Origin of the sequence: Intestinirhabdus alba (assembly GCF_009711095.1) — a bacterium.
Lineage (GTDB): Bacteria > Pseudomonadota > Gammaproteobacteria > Enterobacterales > Enterobacteriaceae > Intestinirhabdus > Intestinirhabdus alba.
The window spans coordinates 120,639-140,638 of the sequence record NZ_WMJZ01000006.1; the positions used below are offsets into that span (position 1 = coordinate 120,639).

21 protein-coding genes are annotated in these 20,000 nt (G+C 62.3%); 20 read left to right on the forward strand and 1 reads right to left on the reverse strand.

The window, feature by feature from the left end:
- Nucleotides 1–82: 82 nt before the first annotated feature.
- The gene (tal, locus tag GJV78_RS06400) at nucleotides 83–1,033 is read right to left on the reverse strand and encodes a transaldolase (RefSeq protein ID WP_155107541.1); all 951 of its coding nucleotides are present in this window, start codon (nucleotides 1,031–1,033) and stop codon (nucleotides 83–85) included.
- A 279-nt stretch (nucleotides 1,034–1,312) separates the two neighbouring features.
- Here tal and maeB point away from each other — a divergent pair, with 279 nt between their 5' ends.
- The 20 genes from maeB to eutK all read left to right on the forward strand — a co-directional run bounded on the left by maeB (nucleotide 1,313) and on the right by eutK (nucleotide 19,932).
- The gene (maeB, locus tag GJV78_RS06405) at nucleotides 1,313–3,592 is read left to right on the forward strand and encodes an NADP-dependent oxaloacetate-decarboxylating malate dehydrogenase (protein WP_155107542.1); all 2,280 of its coding nucleotides are present in this window, start codon (nucleotides 1,313–1,315) and stop codon (nucleotides 3,590–3,592) included.
- A gap of 727 nt (nucleotides 3,593–4,319) precedes the next feature.
- Nucleotides 4,320–4,583, forward strand: a complete 264-nt coding sequence (locus GJV78_RS06410; protein ID WP_155107543.1) for a hypothetical protein — start codon at nucleotides 4,320–4,322, stop codon at nucleotides 4,581–4,583.
- A 25-nt stretch (nucleotides 4,584–4,608) separates the two neighbouring features.
- The gene (locus GJV78_RS06415; RefSeq protein WP_155107544.1) at nucleotides 4,609–4,998 is read left to right on the forward strand and encodes a DUF4878 domain-containing protein; all 390 of its coding nucleotides are present in this window, start codon (nucleotides 4,609–4,611) and stop codon (nucleotides 4,996–4,998) included.
- A 13-nt stretch (nucleotides 4,999–5,011) separates the two neighbouring features.
- Complete coding sequence (locus tag GJV78_RS06420; protein WP_167519406.1) at nucleotides 5,012–5,554, forward strand: YiiX/YebB-like N1pC/P60 family cysteine hydrolase; 543 nt, start codon at nucleotides 5,012–5,014, stop codon at nucleotides 5,552–5,554.
- A gap of 575 nt (nucleotides 5,555–6,129) precedes the next feature.
- The gene (gene eutS / locus GJV78_RS06425) at nucleotides 6,130–6,465 is read left to right on the forward strand and encodes an ethanolamine utilization microcompartment protein EutS (protein ID WP_155107546.1); all 336 of its coding nucleotides are present in this window, start codon (nucleotides 6,130–6,132) and stop codon (nucleotides 6,463–6,465) included.
- Nucleotides 6,466–6,477: 12 nt separating this feature from the next.
- A complete protein-coding gene (gene eutP, locus GJV78_RS06430; RefSeq protein ID WP_155107547.1) occupies nucleotides 6,478–6,975 on the forward strand; it encodes an ethanolamine utilization acetate kinase EutP in 498 nt (165 codons plus the stop codon).
- A gap of 15 nt (nucleotides 6,976–6,990) precedes the next feature.
- Nucleotides 6,991–7,680: an ethanolamine utilization acetate kinase EutQ gene (eutQ, locus tag GJV78_RS06435; RefSeq protein ID WP_167519407.1), complete on the forward strand. Its 690-nt coding sequence runs from the start codon at nucleotides 6,991–6,993 to the stop codon at nucleotides 7,678–7,680.
- The gene (gene eutT, locus GJV78_RS06440; RefSeq protein WP_167519408.1) at nucleotides 7,677–8,486 is read left to right on the forward strand and encodes an ethanolamine utilization cob(I)yrinic acid a,c-diamide adenosyltransferase EutT; all 810 of its coding nucleotides are present in this window, start codon (nucleotides 7,677–7,679) and stop codon (nucleotides 8,484–8,486) included. Before eutQ ends, eutT begins: the two co-directional genes overlap by 4 nt.
- Complete coding sequence (gene pta, locus GJV78_RS06445; protein WP_155107549.1) at nucleotides 8,476–9,492, forward strand: phosphate acetyltransferase; 1,017 nt, start codon at nucleotides 8,476–8,478, stop codon at nucleotides 9,490–9,492. The genes eutT and pta overlap by 11 nt, the downstream gene beginning before the upstream one ends.
- Nucleotides 9,493–9,532: 40 nt before the next feature.
- Nucleotides 9,533–9,823, forward strand: coding sequence for an ethanolamine utilization microcompartment protein EutM (eutM, locus tag GJV78_RS06450; protein ID WP_155107550.1), 291 nt, complete (start codon nucleotides 9,533–9,535; stop codon nucleotides 9,821–9,823).
- A 78-nt stretch (nucleotides 9,824–9,901) separates the two neighbouring features.
- The gene (gene eutN, locus GJV78_RS06455; RefSeq protein ID WP_155107551.1) at nucleotides 9,902–10,189 is read left to right on the forward strand and encodes an ethanolamine utilization microcompartment protein EutN; all 288 of its coding nucleotides are present in this window, start codon (nucleotides 9,902–9,904) and stop codon (nucleotides 10,187–10,189) included.
- A gap of 11 nt (nucleotides 10,190–10,200) precedes the next feature.
- Nucleotides 10,201–11,604, forward strand: a complete 1,404-nt coding sequence (locus tag GJV78_RS06460) for an aldehyde dehydrogenase family protein (protein ID WP_155107552.1) — start codon at nucleotides 10,201–10,203, stop codon at nucleotides 11,602–11,604.
- A gap of 131 nt (nucleotides 11,605–11,735) precedes the next feature.
- Nucleotides 11,736–12,575, forward strand: a complete 840-nt coding sequence (gene eutJ / locus GJV78_RS06465; protein WP_155107553.1) for an ethanolamine utilization protein EutJ — start codon at nucleotides 11,736–11,738, stop codon at nucleotides 12,573–12,575.
- On the forward strand, nucleotides 12,565–13,749 hold the full coding sequence (eutG, locus tag GJV78_RS06470; RefSeq protein WP_155107554.1) for an ethanolamine utilization ethanol dehydrogenase EutG: 1,185 nt from the start codon (nucleotides 12,565–12,567) through the stop codon (nucleotides 13,747–13,749). The genes eutJ and eutG overlap by 11 nt, the downstream gene beginning before the upstream one ends.
- A 78-nt stretch (nucleotides 13,750–13,827) precedes the next feature.
- A complete protein-coding gene (eutH, locus tag GJV78_RS06475) occupies nucleotides 13,828–15,057 on the forward strand; it encodes an ethanolamine utilization protein EutH (protein WP_155107555.1) in 1,230 nt (409 codons plus the stop codon).
- Nucleotides 15,054–16,457 (forward strand): ethanolamine ammonia-lyase reactivating factor EutA, encoded by a 1,404-nt coding sequence (gene eutA / locus GJV78_RS06480; protein WP_167519409.1) that lies wholly within the window; start codon nucleotides 15,054–15,056, stop codon nucleotides 16,455–16,457. The genes eutH and eutA overlap by 4 nt, the downstream gene beginning before the upstream one ends.
- 11 nt (nucleotides 16,458–16,468) lie before the next feature.
- Nucleotides 16,469–17,830 (forward strand): ethanolamine ammonia-lyase subunit alpha, encoded by a 1,362-nt coding sequence (gene eutB, locus GJV78_RS06485; protein ID WP_155107556.1) that lies wholly within the window; start codon nucleotides 16,469–16,471, stop codon nucleotides 17,828–17,830.
- A gap of 18 nt (nucleotides 17,831–17,848) precedes the next feature.
- Nucleotides 17,849–18,748 (forward strand): ethanolamine ammonia-lyase subunit EutC, encoded by a 900-nt coding sequence (gene eutC / locus GJV78_RS06490; protein WP_155107557.1) that lies wholly within the window; start codon nucleotides 17,849–17,851, stop codon nucleotides 18,746–18,748.
- A 9-nt stretch (nucleotides 18,749–18,757) separates the two neighbouring features.
- Nucleotides 18,758–19,417, forward strand: coding sequence for an ethanolamine utilization microcompartment protein EutL (gene eutL, locus GJV78_RS06495; protein WP_155107558.1), 660 nt, complete (start codon nucleotides 18,758–18,760; stop codon nucleotides 19,415–19,417).
- 11 nt (nucleotides 19,418–19,428) lie between these two features.
- Nucleotides 19,429–19,932, forward strand: coding sequence for an ethanolamine utilization microcompartment protein EutK (gene eutK / locus GJV78_RS06500; RefSeq protein ID WP_155107559.1), 504 nt, complete (start codon nucleotides 19,429–19,431; stop codon nucleotides 19,930–19,932).
- Nucleotides 19,933–20,000 lie beyond the last annotated feature (68 nt).

Genomic DNA, 20,000 nt, shown 5'->3' on the forward strand with positions numbered 1-20,000 from the left:
TCCTGCGGCCCGCGCTTTCGCCACGCCGGGGAAAAGCGCAGCGTGCGAACCGGCCGTCGCAGGGGAGCCACAGCGGCGTTAGCTACAGTCTGGCAGCCAGCAGGTCTTCGAGGCTGCGCCGATCGACGGCGAACAGGCGGATGCCCTCCGACAGCTTTTCAACCGCCATGGCGTCCTGGTTATGCTCCCAGCGGAATTCGGCTTCGGTCATCGGCGTCGGGCGCGGGAAGGTCTGGGAAGAGGGCACCAGCCTGCGGATTGTCGGCGCTTCTTTCTCCTGCAGCTCTCTGAGCAGGGCGGGAGAGATGGTCAGGCGGTCGCAGCCGGTCAGGGCCAGAATTTGTTCGATACGGCGGAAGCTGGCCCCCATCACGATGGTGTCATAGCGGTGCTGCTTGAAGTAGTCATAAATATTGCGCACCGATTTTACGCCCGGATCTTCGTCCACCACGTACGGCTCCATCGGGCTGCGCGCCTGATACCAGTCGTAAATGCGCCCGACGAACGGCGAGATAAGATAGACGCCCGCTTCGGCGCAGGCCCTGGCCTGGGCAAACGAGAACAGCAGCGTCAGGTTGCAGTGAATGCCCTCTTTTTCCAGCGTCTCCGCCGCGCGGATCCCCTCCCAGGTGGCGGCCAGTTTGATCAGAATACGCGACTTATCCACCCCCTGCTGGCGGTAAAGATCCACCAGGTGGCGGGCCTTCTCAATGCTTTTTTCTTTGTCAAAGGAGAGGCGCGCGTCCACTTCGGTAGAGACCCGGCCCGGAATGCTTTGCAGAATTTCCGCCCCGAAGTTGACCGCCAGCTTGTCGCAGGCGGCCGCCACCTGCTGTTCCTGGGTGTCGCCGCGGGTTTTCCCCCACGCCAGCGCGTCGTCGATCAGGTGCGCGTAATGCTCCAGCCCGGCGGCCTTCAGCAGCAGAGAGGGGTTGGTGGTGGCGTCTTCGGGTTGATAGTGACGAATGGATTCGATATCGCCGCTGTCGGCGACAACGGTGGTGAACTGTTTGATGCCGTCTAGCTGGTTCATAGGAAATACTCCTTGAAAAGTAAAGATATCGCTGAGTGCGTTGCTTCACACTTCTGGAAAGTTCATCAACGGGTTAAGCAAAAAGCATAGCAGACGGGCATGGCATTGCTGGCGCGGGCAGGTAACATAGAAGTTATAAATTGATAACAAATTCCCGGTTTCGGTAGCGAGAGTATAACGATGTTCAAAGTTTGCGCCGCGCGGTGAGGTGATAATGTGCGGCGCAGTCGACGGGCTACCGCGCTACTCTTTTGAACGATGTGTAAAAGGAACAACAAGATGGATGACCAGTTAAAACAAAGCGCTCTTGATTTCCATGCGTTTCCTGTCCCCGGTAAAATTCAGGTTTCCCCCACCAAGCCTCTCGCCACCCAGCGCGATCTGGCGCTGGCCTATTCGCCCGGCGTGGCGGCACCGTGCCTTGAAATTGAAAAGGATCCGCTGGCGGCCTACAAATACACCGCCCGCGGCAACCTGGTGGCGGTGATCTCCAACGGCACGGCGGTGCTGGGCCTTGGCAATATCGGCGCGCTGGCCGGCAAGCCGGTGATGGAGGGCAAGGGGGTACTGTTTAAGAAGTTTGCCGGAATCGACGTGTTCGACATCGAGGTGGACGAGCTTGACCCGGATAAGTTTATTGAGGTTGTCGCCGCCCTGGAACCAACCTTCGGCGGCATCAACCTTGAAGATATCAAAGCCCCGGAGTGCTTCTATATTGAGCAAAAGCTGCGCGAACGCATGAACATTCCGGTGTTCCACGACGATCAGCACGGCACGGCGATCATCAGCACCGCCGCCATTCTTAACGGCCTGCGGGTGGTGGAAAAAACGATTTCCGACGTGCGGATGGTGGTTTCCGGTGCCGGGGCGGCGGCTATCGCCTGTATGAATCTGCTGGTGGCGCTCGGTATGCAGAAGCACAACATCGTGGTGTGCGACTCGAAGGGGGTTATCTACCAGGGGCGTGAACCGAACATGGCGGAAACCAAGGCGGCCTATGCGGTGGTGGACGACGGCAGGCGCACCCTTGAGGAGGTGATCGACGGGGCGGACATCTTCCTCGGCTGTTCCGGGCCGAAGGTGCTGACGCCGGAGATGGTGAAGAAAATGGCGCGCGCGCCGATGATTCTGGCGCTGGCCAACCCGGAGCCGGAGATCCTGCCGCCGCTGGCGAAGGCGGTGCGGCCGGACGCTATTATCTGCACCGGTCGTTCCGACTATCCCAACCAGGTTAATAACGTGCTCTGCTTCCCGTTCATCTTCCGCGGGGCGCTGGACGTCGGCGCTACCGCTATTAACGAAGAGATGAAGCTGGCGGCGGTGCACGCCATCGCCGGGCTGGCCCACGCCGAGCAGAGCGAGGTGGTGGCCTCCGCCTATGGCGATCAGGATCTGAGCTTCGGCGCGGAGTATATTATTCCGAAGCCGTTCGATCCGCGCCTGATCGTCAAGATCGCCCCGGCGGTGGCCAAAGCGGCGATGGACTCCGGGGTGGCGAGGCGGCCGATCGCCGACTTTGACGCCTACGTCGACAAGCTGACCGAGTTCGTTTACAAGACCAATCTGTTTATGAAGCCCATCTTCTCCCAGGCGCGTAAAGCGCCGAAGCGCGTGGTGCTGGCGGAAGGGGAAGAGGCGCGCGTGCTGCACGCCACCCAGGAGCTGATTACCCTGGGGCTGGCGAAGCCGATCCTGATTGGTCGCCCTGGGGTCATTGAGATGCGTATTCAGAAGCTGGGTCTGCAGATCAGAGCCGGCGTCGATTTTGAGATCGTAAATAATGAATCCGATCCGCGCTTTAAGGAGTACTGGAACGAGTACTATCAGATTATGAAGCGTCGGGGCGTCACCCAGGAGCAGGCGCAGCGGGCGATGATCAGCAACACCACGGCTATCGGCGCGATCATGGTGCAGCGTGGGGAGGCGGACGCGATGATCTGCGGCACCGTCGGCGACTATCACGAGCACTTTAGCGTAGTGAAAGAGGTCTTCGGCTACCGCGACGGCGTGCATACGGCGGGGGCGATGAACGCGCTGCTGCTGCCCAGCGGCAACACCTTTATCGCCGACACCTATGTTAACGACGATCCCACACCGGAGCAGCTGGCGGAGATTACCCTGCTGGCGGCGGAGACCGTTCGCCGCTTCGGCATTGAGCCAAAGGTGGCGCTGCTGTCGCACTCTAACTTTGGTTCATCCACCTGCCCGTCTGCCGGCAAGATGCGCCAGGCCCTTGAGAAGGTGCGCGAGCGCGCGCCGGAGCTGATGATTGACGGCGAGATGCACGGCGATGCGGCGCTAATGGAGAGCATTCGCAACGACCGGATGCCGGACAGCCCGCTGAAGGGCTCGGCCAATATTTTACTGATGCCGAACATGGAGGCGGCCCGCATTAGTTACAACTTACTGCGCGTCTCCAGTTCAGAAGGGGTAACCGTTGGCCCGGTGCTGATGGGGGTGGCGAAGCCGGTTCACGTACTGACGCCGATCGCCTCCGTGCGGCGTATCGTAAATATGGTTGCGCTGGCGGTAGTGGAAGCCCAGACACAGCCGCTGTAATCATGCACCGGCAAGGCCCTTATCCCGGCAGGGGTAAGGGCCAGGGCGCGCCGGCAGGAGGTGAAAGCGAACCGTCCGCGGATACAGGAAGGCTATTTCTGTAAGTATGATAAGTTCGCCGCCTGACCGCAGATGGTTCCGGTGAATACAGGTTGCTGCCAGGACAAAGAAGAGTAAGGATAGTCGATGATAATACAACGTGTGCGAATTGCAGTATACCGTTATGAAGTTTTAAAGCAGTCAGAACCATTTTGTTATATACCCGTCATACTTCAAGCTGCATGTTCGTTGGCTGCGCTTGCTCACCCCGGTCACATAATTCGCTATGCTCCCTGGGATTCGCTCGCTTGCCGCCTTCATGCAACTCGAATTATTTAGGGTATAGATGAATTTATTAACGATGAAGATTTATCCGGTAGCTCAGAGGAAGCCGTTGTTTCCGCTTTTGTTGATAAATTGAGCGCTATTTTTAATCCGGCTAAAAAAATCTGAAATTTATCTATCTGCCGTCAGTATGGAAAAACAAAATGGCCGGATAAGCGCTGCTCTTTGCGTAACATTCGCGCGTAGCATAGCATATGTATGGCAGTCGCAGTAGAAATGAACCGGTACAGGATGAATGCCAGGAGACTGGGCCAGGAGCATACGCCGCTGCTGAGCTGCTGTCGGTAAGTGTAATCTCTGGTTGCGTGGCTTATGGCGCAGCTAAGTAGGCGCGGGGTGCGAAGTGCAGCGCGATGCGACGCTTTCGCGGTTAAAAATCCGCTTCCGCCTGATAGTTTCTGCTGCCGGGACAACGCCGCGCTACCGTCTTTTTCACGCCGCGCCCGGGAGATTTTCCACTAATAAAAACTGGTTTTTTGGAAGGATTTATTTATTTTTTACCTTATTAAATCCGGCGGAAGCCTGGGGTTACAGAAATAGTGTATTCTCGGATGTGGCAGAGAATAACGCTGCGAGCGCCAAAATAGATAAATGTTTAAGACGATAATTTTTTTAATAAAAAGGAGAGAGCTATGAAAAAACGGGTTAGCGTTGCCATGCTATTGATTGGCGGTATTCTGTTAAGCGGGTGCGGTGAGAAAGAGCCAGGCGAGGTGGCCAAAGATTTTTATCTTGCCGTGGAGAAAAAAGATGTTGATAAGGCATACGGAATGCTTTATCTGAATGATGCCGACCTGAATAAGGAGATGCAGGTTAAGGGTAAGCTACAAATGATTATTGGTGAATCTTCCAAAAGCATCAGCGCCAGGGGAGGCACTAAAAACGTTGAAATTGGCGAAGTAACCATGGGAGAGTCTACGGCAAAGGTAGCGCTTCATGTTACATTCAAGAACGGGACAGACAAGAATGAGCGTTTTAATTTGCGGCAGAAAGATAAGGAGTGGAAAGTACTGTTACGCTAGGGTGCTCTCTTTTTTGCTATGGCTTCCCTGCGCGGTATGGGGAAGCTCCGTTCCGAAAGGAATAACGGACGGAGATCTGGTTTTTCGCACCGGCGATGAAGCCATCAGCGCCGTAATTCGAACGCTGGACACCAGCGGCTTCAGCCATGTCGGAATGCTCTATTTCAGGGAGGGAGAACCCTTTATTATCCACTCCACGCCTGCGGAGCATGAAGGCGTAAAGGATGGCGTCGTTATTGATTCTCTTGACTTCTTTATCTCCCGCTCGGTTAATAAAACGGTGAGTTACTATCATATTAACTCTGGAAATAAAGATCGGACGCAGGTGATTAAGCGTGCTTTAGCCTATTTGGGAACACCTTTTTCGGTCACCGGGGAGGAGGGGATTTATTGTACGGCGCTGGTGGCGCAGGTCTGGAAACAGTCGGACGTTGACATTATTACCGGTACGAAGACGATTCATCTGCCCGGTCTTAAGGCTGACGTTATTTTTCCTGAAAACATCATAAACTCAGAGAATGTACGTCATATTCTCCCCTCTGAAGCCGCCGGTTAACCTGCGGAATGTTGCCTGCAAAAAATGATAAAGCAATAGCCATCGCCTCAGTCGCGGCACCATCTCTGAACCTCATCTGCCTGTTTTAGCGTTTAGTAGCGGGTTTTTCTGCTTTTCCGGTACAAAAATCACCGTGCGACGGGTTGGCGCTACGCCGAAGTCGGCAGCGTAGCGCTAATTTTGATGATACCGATGCGGGCAACAGCGTTCCGGAAGCCTCGCAGGCAAGCCGCCGGACCGGTTCCAGAGCCTCCTCTTCAGAGTTTGTCCCTGCAGGCGGCCTCATCCCCTCCCATCTCACCCCTGCGCAGCCAGCGCTACGGCTGTGCAAAACGCGCTGCGTTGCGAATTATTCAGGGAATCTGTTCTGCACCGTCATAAATTTTTTCAGCCGGGCGATAGCCCCTCTTTAATATCTCATTTTCTGCAACGATTTCGCCGCGGCAATTGAAACGGATTTTCATAAATTCACCTTAGTGATCTACTTCACCTTTTAAATCTGATTGCCGAATTTTGTTATTTACCCTGACGAAAAATTGTCACGATAGCTTCACTTTCAGAACGGACGGCGAGCGATGAATAAAGAACGCATTATTCAGGAATTTGTTCCGGGAAAACAGATCACGCTGGCGCACCTGATTGCGCATCCCGGCGCGGAGCTGGCAAAAAAAATTGGCGTCCCCGAAGCGGAAGCCATCGGTATTATGACCCTGACGCCGGGAGAAACCTCGATGATCGCCGGTGATTTAGCGATGAAGGCCGCCGATGTGCATATTGGTTTTCTCGACAGGTTCAGCGGCGCGCTGGTGATTTATGGCTCCGTGGGCGCAGTGGACGAGGCGCTACGGCAGACCCTGGACGGGCTGGGGCGTTTATTAAATTTTACGCTGTGTGAACTCACAAAAAGCTAATCCGGAGCGGTAATGAAAGGTATTGCGTTTGTCGGCGCGGTGGGGGCTGGTAAAACAACGCTGTTTAATGCGCTGCAGGGAAATTATTCCCTCGCCAGGAAAACCCAGGCCGTGGAATTTAATCACAATGGCGACATTGATACCCCGGGAGAATATTTCAGCCACCCCCGCTGGTATCACGCCCTTATTACCACCCTGCAGGATGTCGACACGCTGATATATGTCCATGCGGCAAACGATCGTCAGAGCCGTTTACCCGCCGGGCTGTTGGATATTGGTGCCCGTAAACGACGTATCGCCGTTATCACTAAAACGGATCTGCCGGATGCGGACGTCGCCGCCGTGCGGATGCTGCTGCACGACATGGGATTCCGGGAACCGGTTTTCGAGCTTAACGGCCAGGATCCGGACAGCGTGCGGCAGCTGGTGGAGTACCTGACCGCGCTGGAATCCGGAGGGCGATGTAGCCGGGCTCGCCGGGTCCAGACTGACAGAAACAATGACGCCTGAAGGAGGAAGGGGCAGGTGAAAAAACTTATCACAGCAAACGATATTCGCGCGGCGCACGCCCGCGGCGAGCAGGAGATGTCGCTGGTCCGGCGGGCCAGCATTATCACCCCGGAGGCGCGCGAGGTCGCGGAGCTGCTGGGATTTACCCTCAACGAAGATGACGAATCCGCCCCGGCCGCCGCGCCTGAGCCGGCCGGCAAAAGCGAAAGCCAGCGCATCCGCGAAACCATCATTGCACAGCTGCCGGAAGGCGCGTTTACCGAAAGCCTGGTCGCCCAGCTGATGGATAAAGTGATGAAGGAAAAGCAGGCGCGGGAGGGGGAGGAGATGCAGCCGGGCTTTACCTCGGTAACCGGCAGGGGCGGCGTGAAGGTCATTGACGGCAGCAGCGTGAAGTTTGGGCGCTTCGACGGCGCGCAGCCGCACTGCGTCGGGCTGACCGATCTGGTCACCGACCAGGACGGCAGCAGCATGGCCGCCGGCTTTATGCAGTGGGAAAACGCCTTCTTCCCGTGGACGCTCAACTATGACGAGATTGACATGGTGCTGGAGGGCGAGCTGCACGTGCGCCATGAGGGGGAAACGCTGATCGCGAAGGCCGGGGACGTCATGTTTATCCCGAAAGGTGCCAGCATCGAATTTGGCACGCCGACCCGCGTACGCTTTCTGTACGTGGCCTGGCCTGCGAACTGGCAATCCCTGTGAATGATTTCATCACCGAGGCCTGGCTCAGAGCGAACCATACGCTCAGCGAAGGGGCGGAGATCCACCTTCCCGCCGACGCGCGCCTGACGCCCTCCGCCCGGGAGCTGCTGGAAGGGCGTCGCGTGCGCATCAAGTACCGCGATCCGCAGGGCCGCCTGTTCGTCGATGATGAGCAACGGCAGCCGCGGCCGGTGCACGGCCTGACCAGCAGCGAGGCGCAGCCGCAGGCGTGCTGCGAGCTGTGCCGCCAGCCGGTGGCGAAAAAGCCCGATACCCTGACCCACCTGACGGCGGAAAAAATGGTCGCCAAAAGCGATCCGCGGCTGGGCTTTCGCGCGGCGCTGGACGCCGCTATCGCCCTGGCGGTATGGCTGCAAATCGAGCTGGCGGAGCCGTGGCAGCTCTGGCTGGCGGATATCCGCTCCCGGCTGGGTAACATCATGCGCGCCGACGCGCTGGACGAGCCGCTGGCGGCGCAGGCGATCGCCGGATTCAGCGAAGCGCAGCTGCACCGGTTTTCCCATCGGCCGCTGCACTATCTCGGCCACGATCACCTGGTGCCGGAGGTGGGCCACGGCCGCGACGTCGCGCTGCTCAACCTGCTGCGCGCGAAGGTGCGCGAAACGGAGACGGTGGCCGCGCAGGTATTTATCAGCCGCAGCTTTGAGGTACAGCGCCCGGATATTTTGCAGGCCCTGAACCGGCTCTCCAGCGCCCTCTACGTGATGATGATTCTCTGTGTCGCAGAGCCGCTGCCGGACCTTGAACGGCTCCGGCAGCAGCGGGAGGTGAACCATGATGATTGAACGCTGCCGCCAGCTGGCGCTGCGCGCGCCGGCCAGGGTGCTGTTTCCGGATGCCTTAGACGAGCGCGTGCTGAAGGCGGCCCACTACCTGCGGCAGCAGGGGCTGGCGCAGCCTGCGCTGGTCGCCAGCCCCTTTGCCCTGCGCCAGTTCGCGCTCGCCCACCGCCTTCCGCTGGACGGCGTGCAGATTATCGATCCGCACAGTAGCCGGGCGCTGCGCGAAGCCTTTGCCGCCCGCTGGCTGGCGCGGGCGGGGGAGAAAACGCCGCCGGACGCGCTGGAGAAGCTTGGCGATCCGCTGACCTTTGCCGCCGCTATGGTTGACGCCGGCCAGGCCGACGTCTGCATTGCCGGCAATCTCTCCCCCACGGCGGAGGTGCTGCGCGCCGGGCTGCGCCTGATTGGCCTGCGGCCGGGCTGTAAAACGCTCTCTTCGCTGTTTCTGATGCTGCCGCAGTACGTCGGACGGCCGCTGGGGTTTGCCGACTGCAGCGTGGTGCCGCAGCCGACGGCGGCGCAGCTGGCGGATATCGCCATCGCCAGCGCGGAGACATGGCGGGCCATTACCGGCGAGGAGCCGCGGGTGGCGATGCTGTCATTTTCCAGCTACGGCAGCGCCCGCCACCCCTGCGTTGCCAACGTCCGGCAGGCGACGGAGATGGTGCGCGAGCGCGCGCCGCAGCTGGTTGTTGACGGCGAGCTGCAGTTTGACGCCGCCTTCGTGCCGGAGGTGGCAGCCCAGAAAGCGCCGGACAGTCCCCTGCACGGCCGCGCCAACGTGATGGTCTTTCCGTCGCTGGAGGCGGGCAACATTGGCTACAAAATCGCCCAGCGCCTGGGCGGCTATCGCGCCGTCGGCCCGCTGATTCAGGGGCTGGCCGCACCGCTGCACGACCTCTCAAGGGGCTGCAGCGTACAGGAAATTATCGAACTGGCGCTGACGGCCGCCGCATCGCGGCAGGCTGACGCCAGCGGTGAGAGCCGCGCGCAAACGCGGGTTGAATAAACGGTCCCGTTCTGGACCCCCTTAATGAGAGGAAAACACAATGGAAGCATTAGGAATGATTGAAACCCGGGGCCTGGTTGCGCTGATTGAGGCCTCCGACGCCATGGTAAAAGCCGCGCGCGTCAAGCTGGTCGGCGTGAAGCAAATTGGCGGCGGTCTGGTCACCGCCATGGTGCGCGGCGACGTGGCGGCCTGTAAGGCGGCAACCGACGCCGGTGCCGCAGCGGCGCAGCGCATCGGCGAGCTGGTTTCCGTTCACGTGATCCCGCGTCCGCACGGCGATCTGGAAGAGGTGTTCCCCATCGGCCTGAAGGGCGACGGCACTCTCTAAGCAGGGCCTGCGGAGCCGGCGGGCACCAGGCCTGACCGGCCCGCGGGATGGTGGCATAACTTACCCACGGAGGCGGAAATGAAGCTGGCGGTCGTCACGGGGCAGATTGTTTGTACCGTTCGCCATCAGGGGCTGGCGCAGGACAAGCTGCTGATGGTGGAAATGATTAACGCCGGGGGGCAGCCCGACGGGCAGTGCGCCGTGGCCATCGACAGCATTGGCGCTGGCACCGGCGAGTGGGTGCTGCTGGTCAGCGGCAGCTCCGCCCGCCAGGCGCACCGTCATGAGGGATCGCCGGTCGATCTGTGCGTGATCGGCATCGTCGACGAAGTGGTGACCGGCGGCAAGGTAACCTTCCATAAATAGGGCAGAAAATCATGAATCAACAGGATATTGAGCAGGTGGTAAAAGCGGTGCTGCTGAAGATGAAGGAGGGCAGCCGTCCGGACGATGCCGTTCATGACGCGGGCGTTTTTGCCTCCCTGGATGACGCGGTGGCGGCGGCAAAGGTCGCCCGGCAGGCGCTGGGCAGCGTGGCGATGCGCCAGCTTGCGATCCAGGCCATTCGCGAAGCGGGTGAAGCGCACGCCCGGGAGTTAGCCGAGCTGGCGGTTAGCGAAACCGGGATGGGGCGGGTGGCGGATAAATACGCCAAGAACGTCGCCCAGGCGCGCGGCACGCCGGGCGTGGAGTGCCTGTCGCCGCAGGTGCTGACCGGCGATAACGGCCTGACGCTGATCGAGAACGCGCCCTGGGGCGTGGTGGCGTCGGTAACGCCCTCCACCAACCCGGCGGCGACGGTGATTAACAACGCCATCAGCCTGATCGCCGCGGGCAACAGCGTGGTGTTCGCCCCCCATCCGGCGGCGAAGAAGGTGTCGCAGCGGGCGATTACGCTGCTCAACCGGGCGATAGTGGCGGCGGGCGGGCCGGAAAACCTGCTGGTGACCGTCGCGAACCCCGACATTGAGACCGCCCAGCGGCTGTTTAAGTATCCGGGCATCGGCCTGCTGGTGGTGACCGGCGGCGAGGCGGTGGTCGACGCCGCCCGCAGGCACACCGACAAGCGGCTGATCGCCGCCGGTGCCGGCAACCCGCCGGTGGTGGTGGATGAAACCGCCGACCTGGCGCGCGCCGCCCGGTCAATCGTTCAGGGAGCCTCCTTCGATAACAACATTATCTGCGCCGACGAAAAGGTGCTGATCGTCGTCGACGGCGTTGCCGACGAACTGATGCGCCTGATGGAGAGCCAGCAGGCGGTGAGGCTTACTCAGGAGCAGGCGCAGCGGCTGCAGCCGCTGCTGCTGAAGAATATCGACGAGCGCGGCAAAGGCACCGTCAGCCGCGACTGGGTGGGACGCGACGCCGCGAAAATCGCCGCGGCCATTGGCCTGAACGTGCCGGAGCAGACGCGCCTGCTGTTCGTTGAAACGCCCGCCACCCACCCCTTTGCGGTCACCGAGCTGATGATGCCGGTGCTGCCGGTGGTCAGGGCGGCCAACGTCGAGGAGGCCATCGCGCTGGCGGTGCGGCTGGAGGGCGGCTGTCACCACACGGCGGCGATGCACTCGCGCAATATCGACAACATGAACCGGATGGCCAATGCCATCGATACCAGCATTTTCGTCAAGAACGGGCCGTGCATCGCCGGGCTGGGGCTGGGCGGAGAGGGCTGGACCACCATGACGATTACCACGCCGACCGGGGAAGGGGTGACCAGCGCGCGCACCTTTGTGCGCCTGCGTCGCTGTGTGCTGGTGGATGCGTTTCGCATCGTTTAATAGCCGTATGTTATCTGGCATTTTGGCCCCGGGCCGCGCGGCGAATACCCCTCGCGTACTGCCTGTACGCTTCGGCTCCTGCGCGCTGGCCGGGTCCGGGCTGCCTGCGGACGGGCTATACGGAGAAAGAGATGGCGCAAGACGAACAACTTTGGCTCGCCCCCAGGCTGCAAAAGGCCGCAGAGCTGTGCAACCAGCCGCCGGGGCAAAGCGACTCGCCGCTGTGGCTGGGCGTTGACCTGGGCACCTGCGACGTGGTGTCGATGGTGGTGGACGGCGAAGGCGAGCCGGTGGCGGTATGCCTCGACTGGGCCGACGTGGTGCGCGACGGCATCGTCTGGGATTTCTTCGGTGCCGTCACCCTCGTGCGCCACCATCTTGATGCGCTTGAGCAGCGGCTGGGCCGCCGCTTCAGCCATGCGGCCACCTCGTTTCCGCCGGGCACCGACCCGCGTATCTCCATCAACGTGCTGGAGTCCGCCGGGCTGGAAGTCAGCCAGGTGCTGGATGAGCCGACCGCGGTGGCGGATCTGCTGCGGCTGGATAACGCGGGGGTGGTGGATATCGGCGGTGGCACCACCGGGATCGCCATCGTCAGGCGGGGAGAGGTGATCTACTCGGCGGATGAGGCCACCGGCGGGCACCACATCTCCCTGACCCTGGCCGGCAACCGACGCATCAGCCTCGAAGAGGCGGAGCGCTACAAGCGCAGCAACGCCGGGGAGATCTGGCCGGTAGTGAAGCCGGTCTACGAAAAAATGGCGGAGATTGTTGCCCGCCACATTGAAGGGCAGGGGATCGCCGATCTGTGGCTGGCGGGCGGTGCCTGTATGCAGCCTGGGGTGGGCGAGCTGTTTCGCAAGCGCTTCCCGCAACTGCGGGTGCATCTGCCGCAGCACAGCCTGTTTATGACCCCGCTGGCAATCGCCTGCGGTGGGAAAGAGAAAGCGGAGGGGATCTATGCAAGCTGAACTGCAGAGCGCGCTGTACCAGGCGTTTGACACCCTGAACCTGCAGCGGGTGAAAACCTTCAGCGTGCCGCCGGTGATTCTGTGCGGCCTCGGGGCGATCGGTGCCTGCGGCCAGCAGGCGCGGATCCGGGGCTTAACGCATCTGTTTGTGATGGTTGACGGCTTCCTGCACCGGGCGGGCATGACCGCCGGGCTGGCGCGCAGTCTGGGGATGAAGGGTGTGGCGATGACCCTCTGGCCGTGTCCGGCGGGGGAGCCGTGCATCACCGACGTCTGCACGGCGGTGGCGCAGCTCAGGGAGGCCGGGTGCGACGGCGTGCTGGCCTTCGGCGGCGGCTCGGTGCTCGACGCGGCGAAGGCGGTGGCGCTGCTGGCTACCAACCCCGAGCAGACCCTGGCCGACATGACCGAACGGAGCGTTCTGCACCCCCGTCTGCCGCTGATGGCGGTGCCGACCACCGCCGGAACCGGTTCCGAAACCACCAACGTGACGGTGATTATCGATGCTGCGAGCGGGCGCAAGCAGGTGCTGGCACACCCCCTGCTGATGCCGGATCTGGCGATCCTCGACGCCGCCCTGACCGAGGGCGTGCCGCCGCAGGTGACGGCGATGACCGGGATCGACGCCCTGACCCACGCGGTGGAGGCCTGGAGCGCCCTTGGCGCTTCGCCGTTTACCGACAGCCTCGCCCTTGGCGCGATAGCGACCATCGGCCAGGCGCTGCCGAAGGCGGTGGGCTACGGCCAGGATCTGGCGGCGCGGGAGAGCATGCTGCTGGCCTCCTGCATGGCGGGAATGGCCTTTTCCAGCGCCGGGCTGGGGCTGTGCCACGCGATGGCCCATCCGCCGGGTGCCGCGCTGCATATCCCGCACGGCCAGGCCAACGCCATCCTGCTGCCAGGGGTGATGAGCTTTAACCGGCTGGTGTGCCGCGAGCGCTTCTGCCATCTCGGGCGGGCGCTCACCAACAGGAAATGCGATGACCGCGGCGCGATTGAGGCCGTTAGCGGGCTGATTGCCGACGTCGGGCTGACGAAGCGGCTGGCCGACGTCGGTGCCCGTCGCGAGCACTTTGAGGAGTGGGCGCAGGCGGCGCTGGACGATATCTGTCTGCGCGGCAACCCCCGAACCGCCACCCGCGAGCAGATTATCGAACTCTACGCGGCGGCATAACCAGGCTACCGGGCCGCGCGCCGCCCTCCGGGAAGGAGGCGTTCTGCCCGGCAGGGCCTGACAAACGGAGATAACGCAATGGGAATTAACGAAATCATCATGTACATCATGATGTTCTTTATGCTGATCGCCGCCGTGGACAGGATCCTGGCGCAGTTCGGCGGTTCGGCGCGCTTCCTCGGCCGCTTTGGCAAGAGCATCGAGGGGGCCGGCGGCCAGTTTGAAGAGGGATTTATGGCGATGGGGGCGCTGGGGCTGGCGATGGTCGGCATGACCGCCCTGGCACCGGTGCTGGCGAAGCTGCTCGGGCCGGTGATTATCCCGCTGTATGAAATGCTTGGTGCCAACCCGTCGATGTTCGCCGGAACGCTGCTGGCCTGCGATATGGGCGGCTTCTTCCTCGCCAAAGAGCTGGCGGGAGGCGACGTGGCGGCGTGGCTCTATTCCGGCCTGATTCTGGGGGCGATGATGGGGCCGACACTCGTCTTTTCCATCCCGGTTGCGCTGGGGATTATTGAGCCATCCGACCGCCGTTACCTGGCGCTTGGCGTGCTGGCGGGTATCGTCACCATTCCGATCGGCTGCATCGCGGGCGGGCTGGTGGCCATGTACTCCGGCGTGGAGGTTAACGGTCAGCCGGTGGAGTTCACCTTCGCGCTGATCCTGATGAATATGATCCCGGTGATTATCGTCGCGGTGCTGGTGGCGCTGGGCCTGAAGTTTATTCCGGAAAAGATGATTAGCGGCTTTCAGATCTTCGCTAAGTTCCTCGTGGCGCTGATCACCCTCGGTCTGGCGGCGGCGGTGATCAAGTTTCTGCTCGGCTGGGATCTGATCCCCGGACTCGATCCGATCTTTATGTCGCCTGGCGATCGGCCCGGCGAAGTGATGCGCGCCATCGAGGTGATCGGCTCGATCTCCTGCGTCCTGCTGGGCGCTTATCCGATGGTGCTGCTGCTGACCCGCTGGTTTGAGAAGCCGCTGATGCGCGTCGGCGGGCTATTGAAAATCAACAACATGGCGGCGGGCGGCATGGTGGCGACCCTGGCCAACAACATCCCGATGTTCGGCATGATGAAGCAGATGGACACCCGCGGCAAGGTAATCAACTGCGCCTTCGCCGTCTCTGCCGCCTTTGCGCTGGGCGACCACCTGGGCTTCGCCGCCGCCAACATGAACGCCATGATTTTCCCGATGATCGTCGGCAAGCTGATCGGCGGGGTGACGGCCATCGGCGTGGCGATGCTGCTGGTGCCGAAGGACGAGCGGGCGACGGCGGCGGCGGAGCAGGCGGAGGCGCGGCCGTGAACACCCGGCGGCTGCTGAGCGTCGGCATTGATATCGGCACCACCACCACCCAGGTGATCTTCTCGCGCCTTGAGCTGGTGAACCGGGCGGCGGTGTCGCAGGTGCCGCGCTATGAGTTCGTCAAACGCGAAATCAGCTGGCAAAGCCCGGTCTTCTTCACCCCCGTCGACAGAGAGGGAGGGCTGAGGGAGGCGGAGCTGAGGGCGCTGATTCTGGCCCAGTATCAGGCCGCGGGCGTGGCCCCGGAAGCGGTGGACTCCGGGGCGATCATCATCACCGGCGAAAGCGCGAAGACCCGCAACGCCCGGCCGGCGGTGCTGGCGCTCTCACAGTCGCTGGGTGATTTTGTGGTGGCCAGCGCCGGGCCGCACCTGGAGTCGATCATCGCCGGCCAGGGCGCGGGGGCGCAGGCCCTCTCGGCCCGGCGGATGTGCCGGGTGCTCAATATCGACATCGGCGGCGGCACCGCCAACTACGCCCTGTTTGAGGCCGGAAAGATCGGCGGCACCGCCTGCCTGAACGTCGGCGGGCGGCTGCTGGAGACCGACGGCCAGGGGCGGGTGGTTTATGCGCATCCGCCGGGCCAGACGATCGTCGATGAGGTGTTTGGCCCCGGCACCTGCGCCCGGGCGCTGAGCGCCGGGCAGCTGGCGCAGGTGGCGCGTCGGATGGCGGGGCTGATCGTTGAGGTGATTGACGGGGCGCTCTCTCCGCTGGCGCAAACCCTGCTGCAGACCGCGCCGCTGCCGGCGGGAGCGCCCCCCGACGCCATCACCCTTTCCGGCGGCGTCGGCGAGTGCTACCGCCACCAGCCTGCGGACCCGTTCTGCTTTTCCGACGTCGGGCCGCTGCTGGCGACGGCGCTGCACGAACATCCGCGGCTGCGGGAGATGAACGTGCAGTTTCCGGCGCAGACCGTGCGCGCCACGGTGATTGGTGCCGGAGCGCATACCCTGTCGCTTTCCGGCAGCACCATCTTTCTTACGGATGTGGCGCTGCCGCTGCGCAATCTGCCGGTGGCGATCCCGGCGGAGAGCGAGAACCTGGCGGAGGGCTGGCGGCAGGCGCTGATTCAGCTCGATCTGGACCCGCAGGCCGACGCCTATGTGCTGGCGCTGCCCGCCTCGCTTCCGGCGCGCTACGCCGCGCTGCTGACGGTTATCGAGGCGCTGCTGGCCTTTGTGGCGCGCTTTCCTGGCCCTCACCCCCTGCTGCTGGTGGCCGGGCAGGACTTTGGCAAGGCTCTGGGGATGCTGCTGCGCCCCCGGCTGCCGCAACGCCCGCTGGCGGTTATTGACGAGGTTACCGTCCATGCGGGGGACTATATCGACATTGGTACGCCTCTTTTTGGCGGTTCGGTTGTGCCGGTAACGGTGAAATCACTCGCATTTCCTTCCTGAGGGAACGACTTATGAAGCTAAAAACCACATTGTTCGGCAATGTTTATCAATTTAAGGATGTTAAAGAGGTGCTGGCGAAGGCCAACGAATTGCGTTCGGGGGATGTGCTGGCGGGCGTGGCGGCGCAAAGCTCCCAGGAGCGGGTGGCGGCGAAACAGGTACTCTCCGACATGACGGTGGCCGATATTCGCAATAACCCGGTGATCCCCTATGAGGAGGATTGCGTGACGCGCCTGATTCAGGACGACGTCAACGAAACCGCCTATAACCGGATCAAGAACTGGACCATCAGCGACCTGCGCGAGTACATACTGAGCGATGAAACCTCCGTTGACGACATCGCCTTCACCCGCAAAGGGCTGACCTCGGAAGTGGTGGCGGCGGTGGCGAAGATCTGCTCCAACGCCGATCTGATCTACGGCGGCAAGAAGATGCCGGTGATTAAGAAAGCCAACACCACCATCGGCCTGCCGGGTACCTTCAGCTGCCGCCTGCAGCCGAACGATACCCGTGACGACGTGCAGAGCATCGCCGCGCAGATCTACGAAGGGCTGTCGTTTGGCGCGGGGGACGCGGTGATCGGCGTTAACCCGGTGACCGACGACGTGGAAAACCTGAGTCGGGTGCTGGACACCGTCTACGGGGTGATCGACAAGTTTAACATCCCCACCCAGGGCTGCGTGTTGGCGCATGTGACCACCCAGATCGAGGCCATTCGTCGCGGCGCGCCGGGGGGGCTTATCTTCCAGAGCATCTGCGGCAGCGAAAAGGGCTTAAAGGAGTTCGGCGTCGAGCTGGCGATGCTCGATGAAGCGCGCGCCGTCGGCGCGGAATTTAACCGCATCGCCGGGGAGAACTGCCTCTATTTTGAAACCGGCCAGGGCTCGGCGCTGTCGGCGGACGCCCACTTCGGTGCCGATCAGGTGACGATGGAGGCGCGCAACTACGGCCTGGCGCGGCACTACGATCCGTTCCTCGTTAATACGGTGGTGGGCTTTATCGGGCCGGAGTATCTCTACAACGACCGGCAGATCATTCGCGCGGGCTTAGAAGATCACTTTATGGGCAAGCTGAGCGGCATTTCGATGGGCTGCGACTGCTGCTACACCAACCACGCCGACGCCGACCAGAACCTCAACGAAAACCTGATGATTCTGCTCGCCACCGCCGGCTGCAACTACATCATGGGCATGCCGCTCGGCGACGACATCATGCTCAACTATCAGACCACCGCCTTCCACGATACCGCCACCGTGCGTCAGCTGCTGAACCTGCGCCCGTCGCCGGAGTTTGAGCGCTGGCTGGAGACGATGGGCATTATGGCAAACGGTCGCCTGACCAAGCGGGCGGGCGATCCGTCACTGTTCTTCTGATGACGCGGAGATAAGACGATGGATCAAAAACAGATTGAAGAAATTGTGCGCAGCGTGATGGCGTCAATGGGGCAGGAAGCGCCGCAGCCCGCCGCGTCGTCGGCGCAGCCCGGTGACGGAGCGCATTCCGCCGCCGCCGTCACCCCGGCCGAAAGCTGCGCGCTGGATTTAGGCTCGGCGGAGGCGAAGGCGTGGATTGGCGTGGAGCATCCGCATCGGGCCGAAGTGCTGACCGAGCTGCGGCGCAGCACCGCGGCCCGCGTCTGCACCGGCCGGGCCGGGCCGCGCCCGCGCACCCAGGCGCTGCTGCGCTTTCTCGCCGACCACTCCCGCTCGAAGGACACGGTGCTCAAAGAGGTGCCGGAGGCGTGGGTGCAGGCCCAGGGGCTGCTGGAGGTGCGCTCGGAGATCGGTGACAAAAACCGCTATCTGACGCGGCCGGATTTGGGCCGCCGCCTGAGCCAGGAGGGGGTTGAGACGCTGAAGGCCCACTGCGTCATGAACCCGGACGTGCAGGTGGTGGTCTCCGACGGCCTCTCTACCGATGCGATTACCGCCAACTATGAGGAGATCCTGCCGCCGCTGCTCGCCGGGCTGAAGCAGGCCGGGCTGAAGGTGGGCACGCCGTTCTTCGTCCGCTACGGCCGGGTGAAGATTGAGGATCAGATTGGCGAAATTCTCGGCGCGAAGGTGGTTATCCTGCTGGTGGGCGAACGTCCGGGGCTGGGGCAGTCGGAGAGCCTCTCCTGCTACGCCGTCTACTCGCCGCAGGTGGCCACCACCGTCGAGGCGGACCGCACCTGTATCTCCAACATCCACCAGGGCGGTACGCCGCCGGTGGAGGCCGCGGCGGTTATCGTGGATCTGGCCAAACGTATGCTGGAGCAGAAGGCGTCCGGCATCAATATGACCCGTTAAGGAGGCAACATGCCAGCACTAGATTTGATTCGACCCTCGGTCTGCGCCATGCGCGTAATTGCCTCCGTGAATGACGGATTTGCGCGGGAGCTTAAGCTGCCGCCGCATATTCGTAGCCTCGGCCTGATTACGGTGGATTCCGATGACGTGGCCTATATCGCCGCCGACGAGGCGACCAAACAGGCGATGGTGGAGGTGGTGTTCGGCCGCTCGCTGTACGCCGGGGCGGCCCACGGACCGTCGCCCACCGCCGGAGAGGTGATGATTATGCTGGGCGGACCGAACCCGGCGGAAGTGCGCGCCGGACTGGACGCCATGGTGGCGCATATTGAGAGCGGGGCGGCCTTCCAGTGGGCCAATGACGCGCAGGATACGGCGTTTCTGGCGCACGTGGTTTCGCGCAGCGGATCGTACCTTTCGGCCTCCGCCGGCTGTACGCCTGGCGATCCGCTTGCCTATCTGGTGGCTCCGCCGCTGGAGGCGACGTTTGGCATCGACGCGGCGATGAAGTCCGCCGACGTCCAACTGGCCGTCTGGGTGCCGCCGCCGTCGGAAACCAACTATGCGGCGGCGTTCCTGACCGGCAGCCAGGCCGCCTGTAAGGCCGCCTGCACCGCCTTTACCGGGGCGGTGCTGGATATCGCCCGCAGCCCGGTCCAGCGGGCGTAACGGAGGTGGCGATGATCAACGCACTGGGACTACTGGAAGTGGACGGTATGGTCGCCGCCGTTGACGCGGCGGACGCCATGCTGAAGGCCGCCAACGTGCGCCTGCTCAGCCATGAGGTGCTCGATCCCGGCAGGCTGACGCTGGTGGTGGAGGGCGATCTGGCGGCGTGTCGTGCGGCGCTGGACGCCGGAAGCGCCGCGGCCCGGCGTACGGGGCAGGTCATCAGCCGTAGGGAAATCGGCCGTCCGGAAGTGGATACCCAATGGCTGATCGGCGGCTTTAAGCGCGCGCCTGCGCCGCCCGGAAAGCCGCCCGGAAAGCCGCCGGAGGTTGCTGCCCCTGAATCCAGCGCGGCGCTGCTGACGCTGCTGGCGTCGGTGCGTCAGGGCATGACGGCGGGGGAGGTGGCCGCGCACTTTGGCTGGTCGCTTGATAAAGCCCGAACGATTCTGGAACAGCTCTTTTCTGACGGAGCATTGCGGAAACGCAGCAGTCGCTACCGCTTAAAACATTAACCAGTCGGAGGCGTCGGGGCGCGAACGGGCGGTCCGTCAGGCAATGATTTGTGCGTTTGCCTGATGGC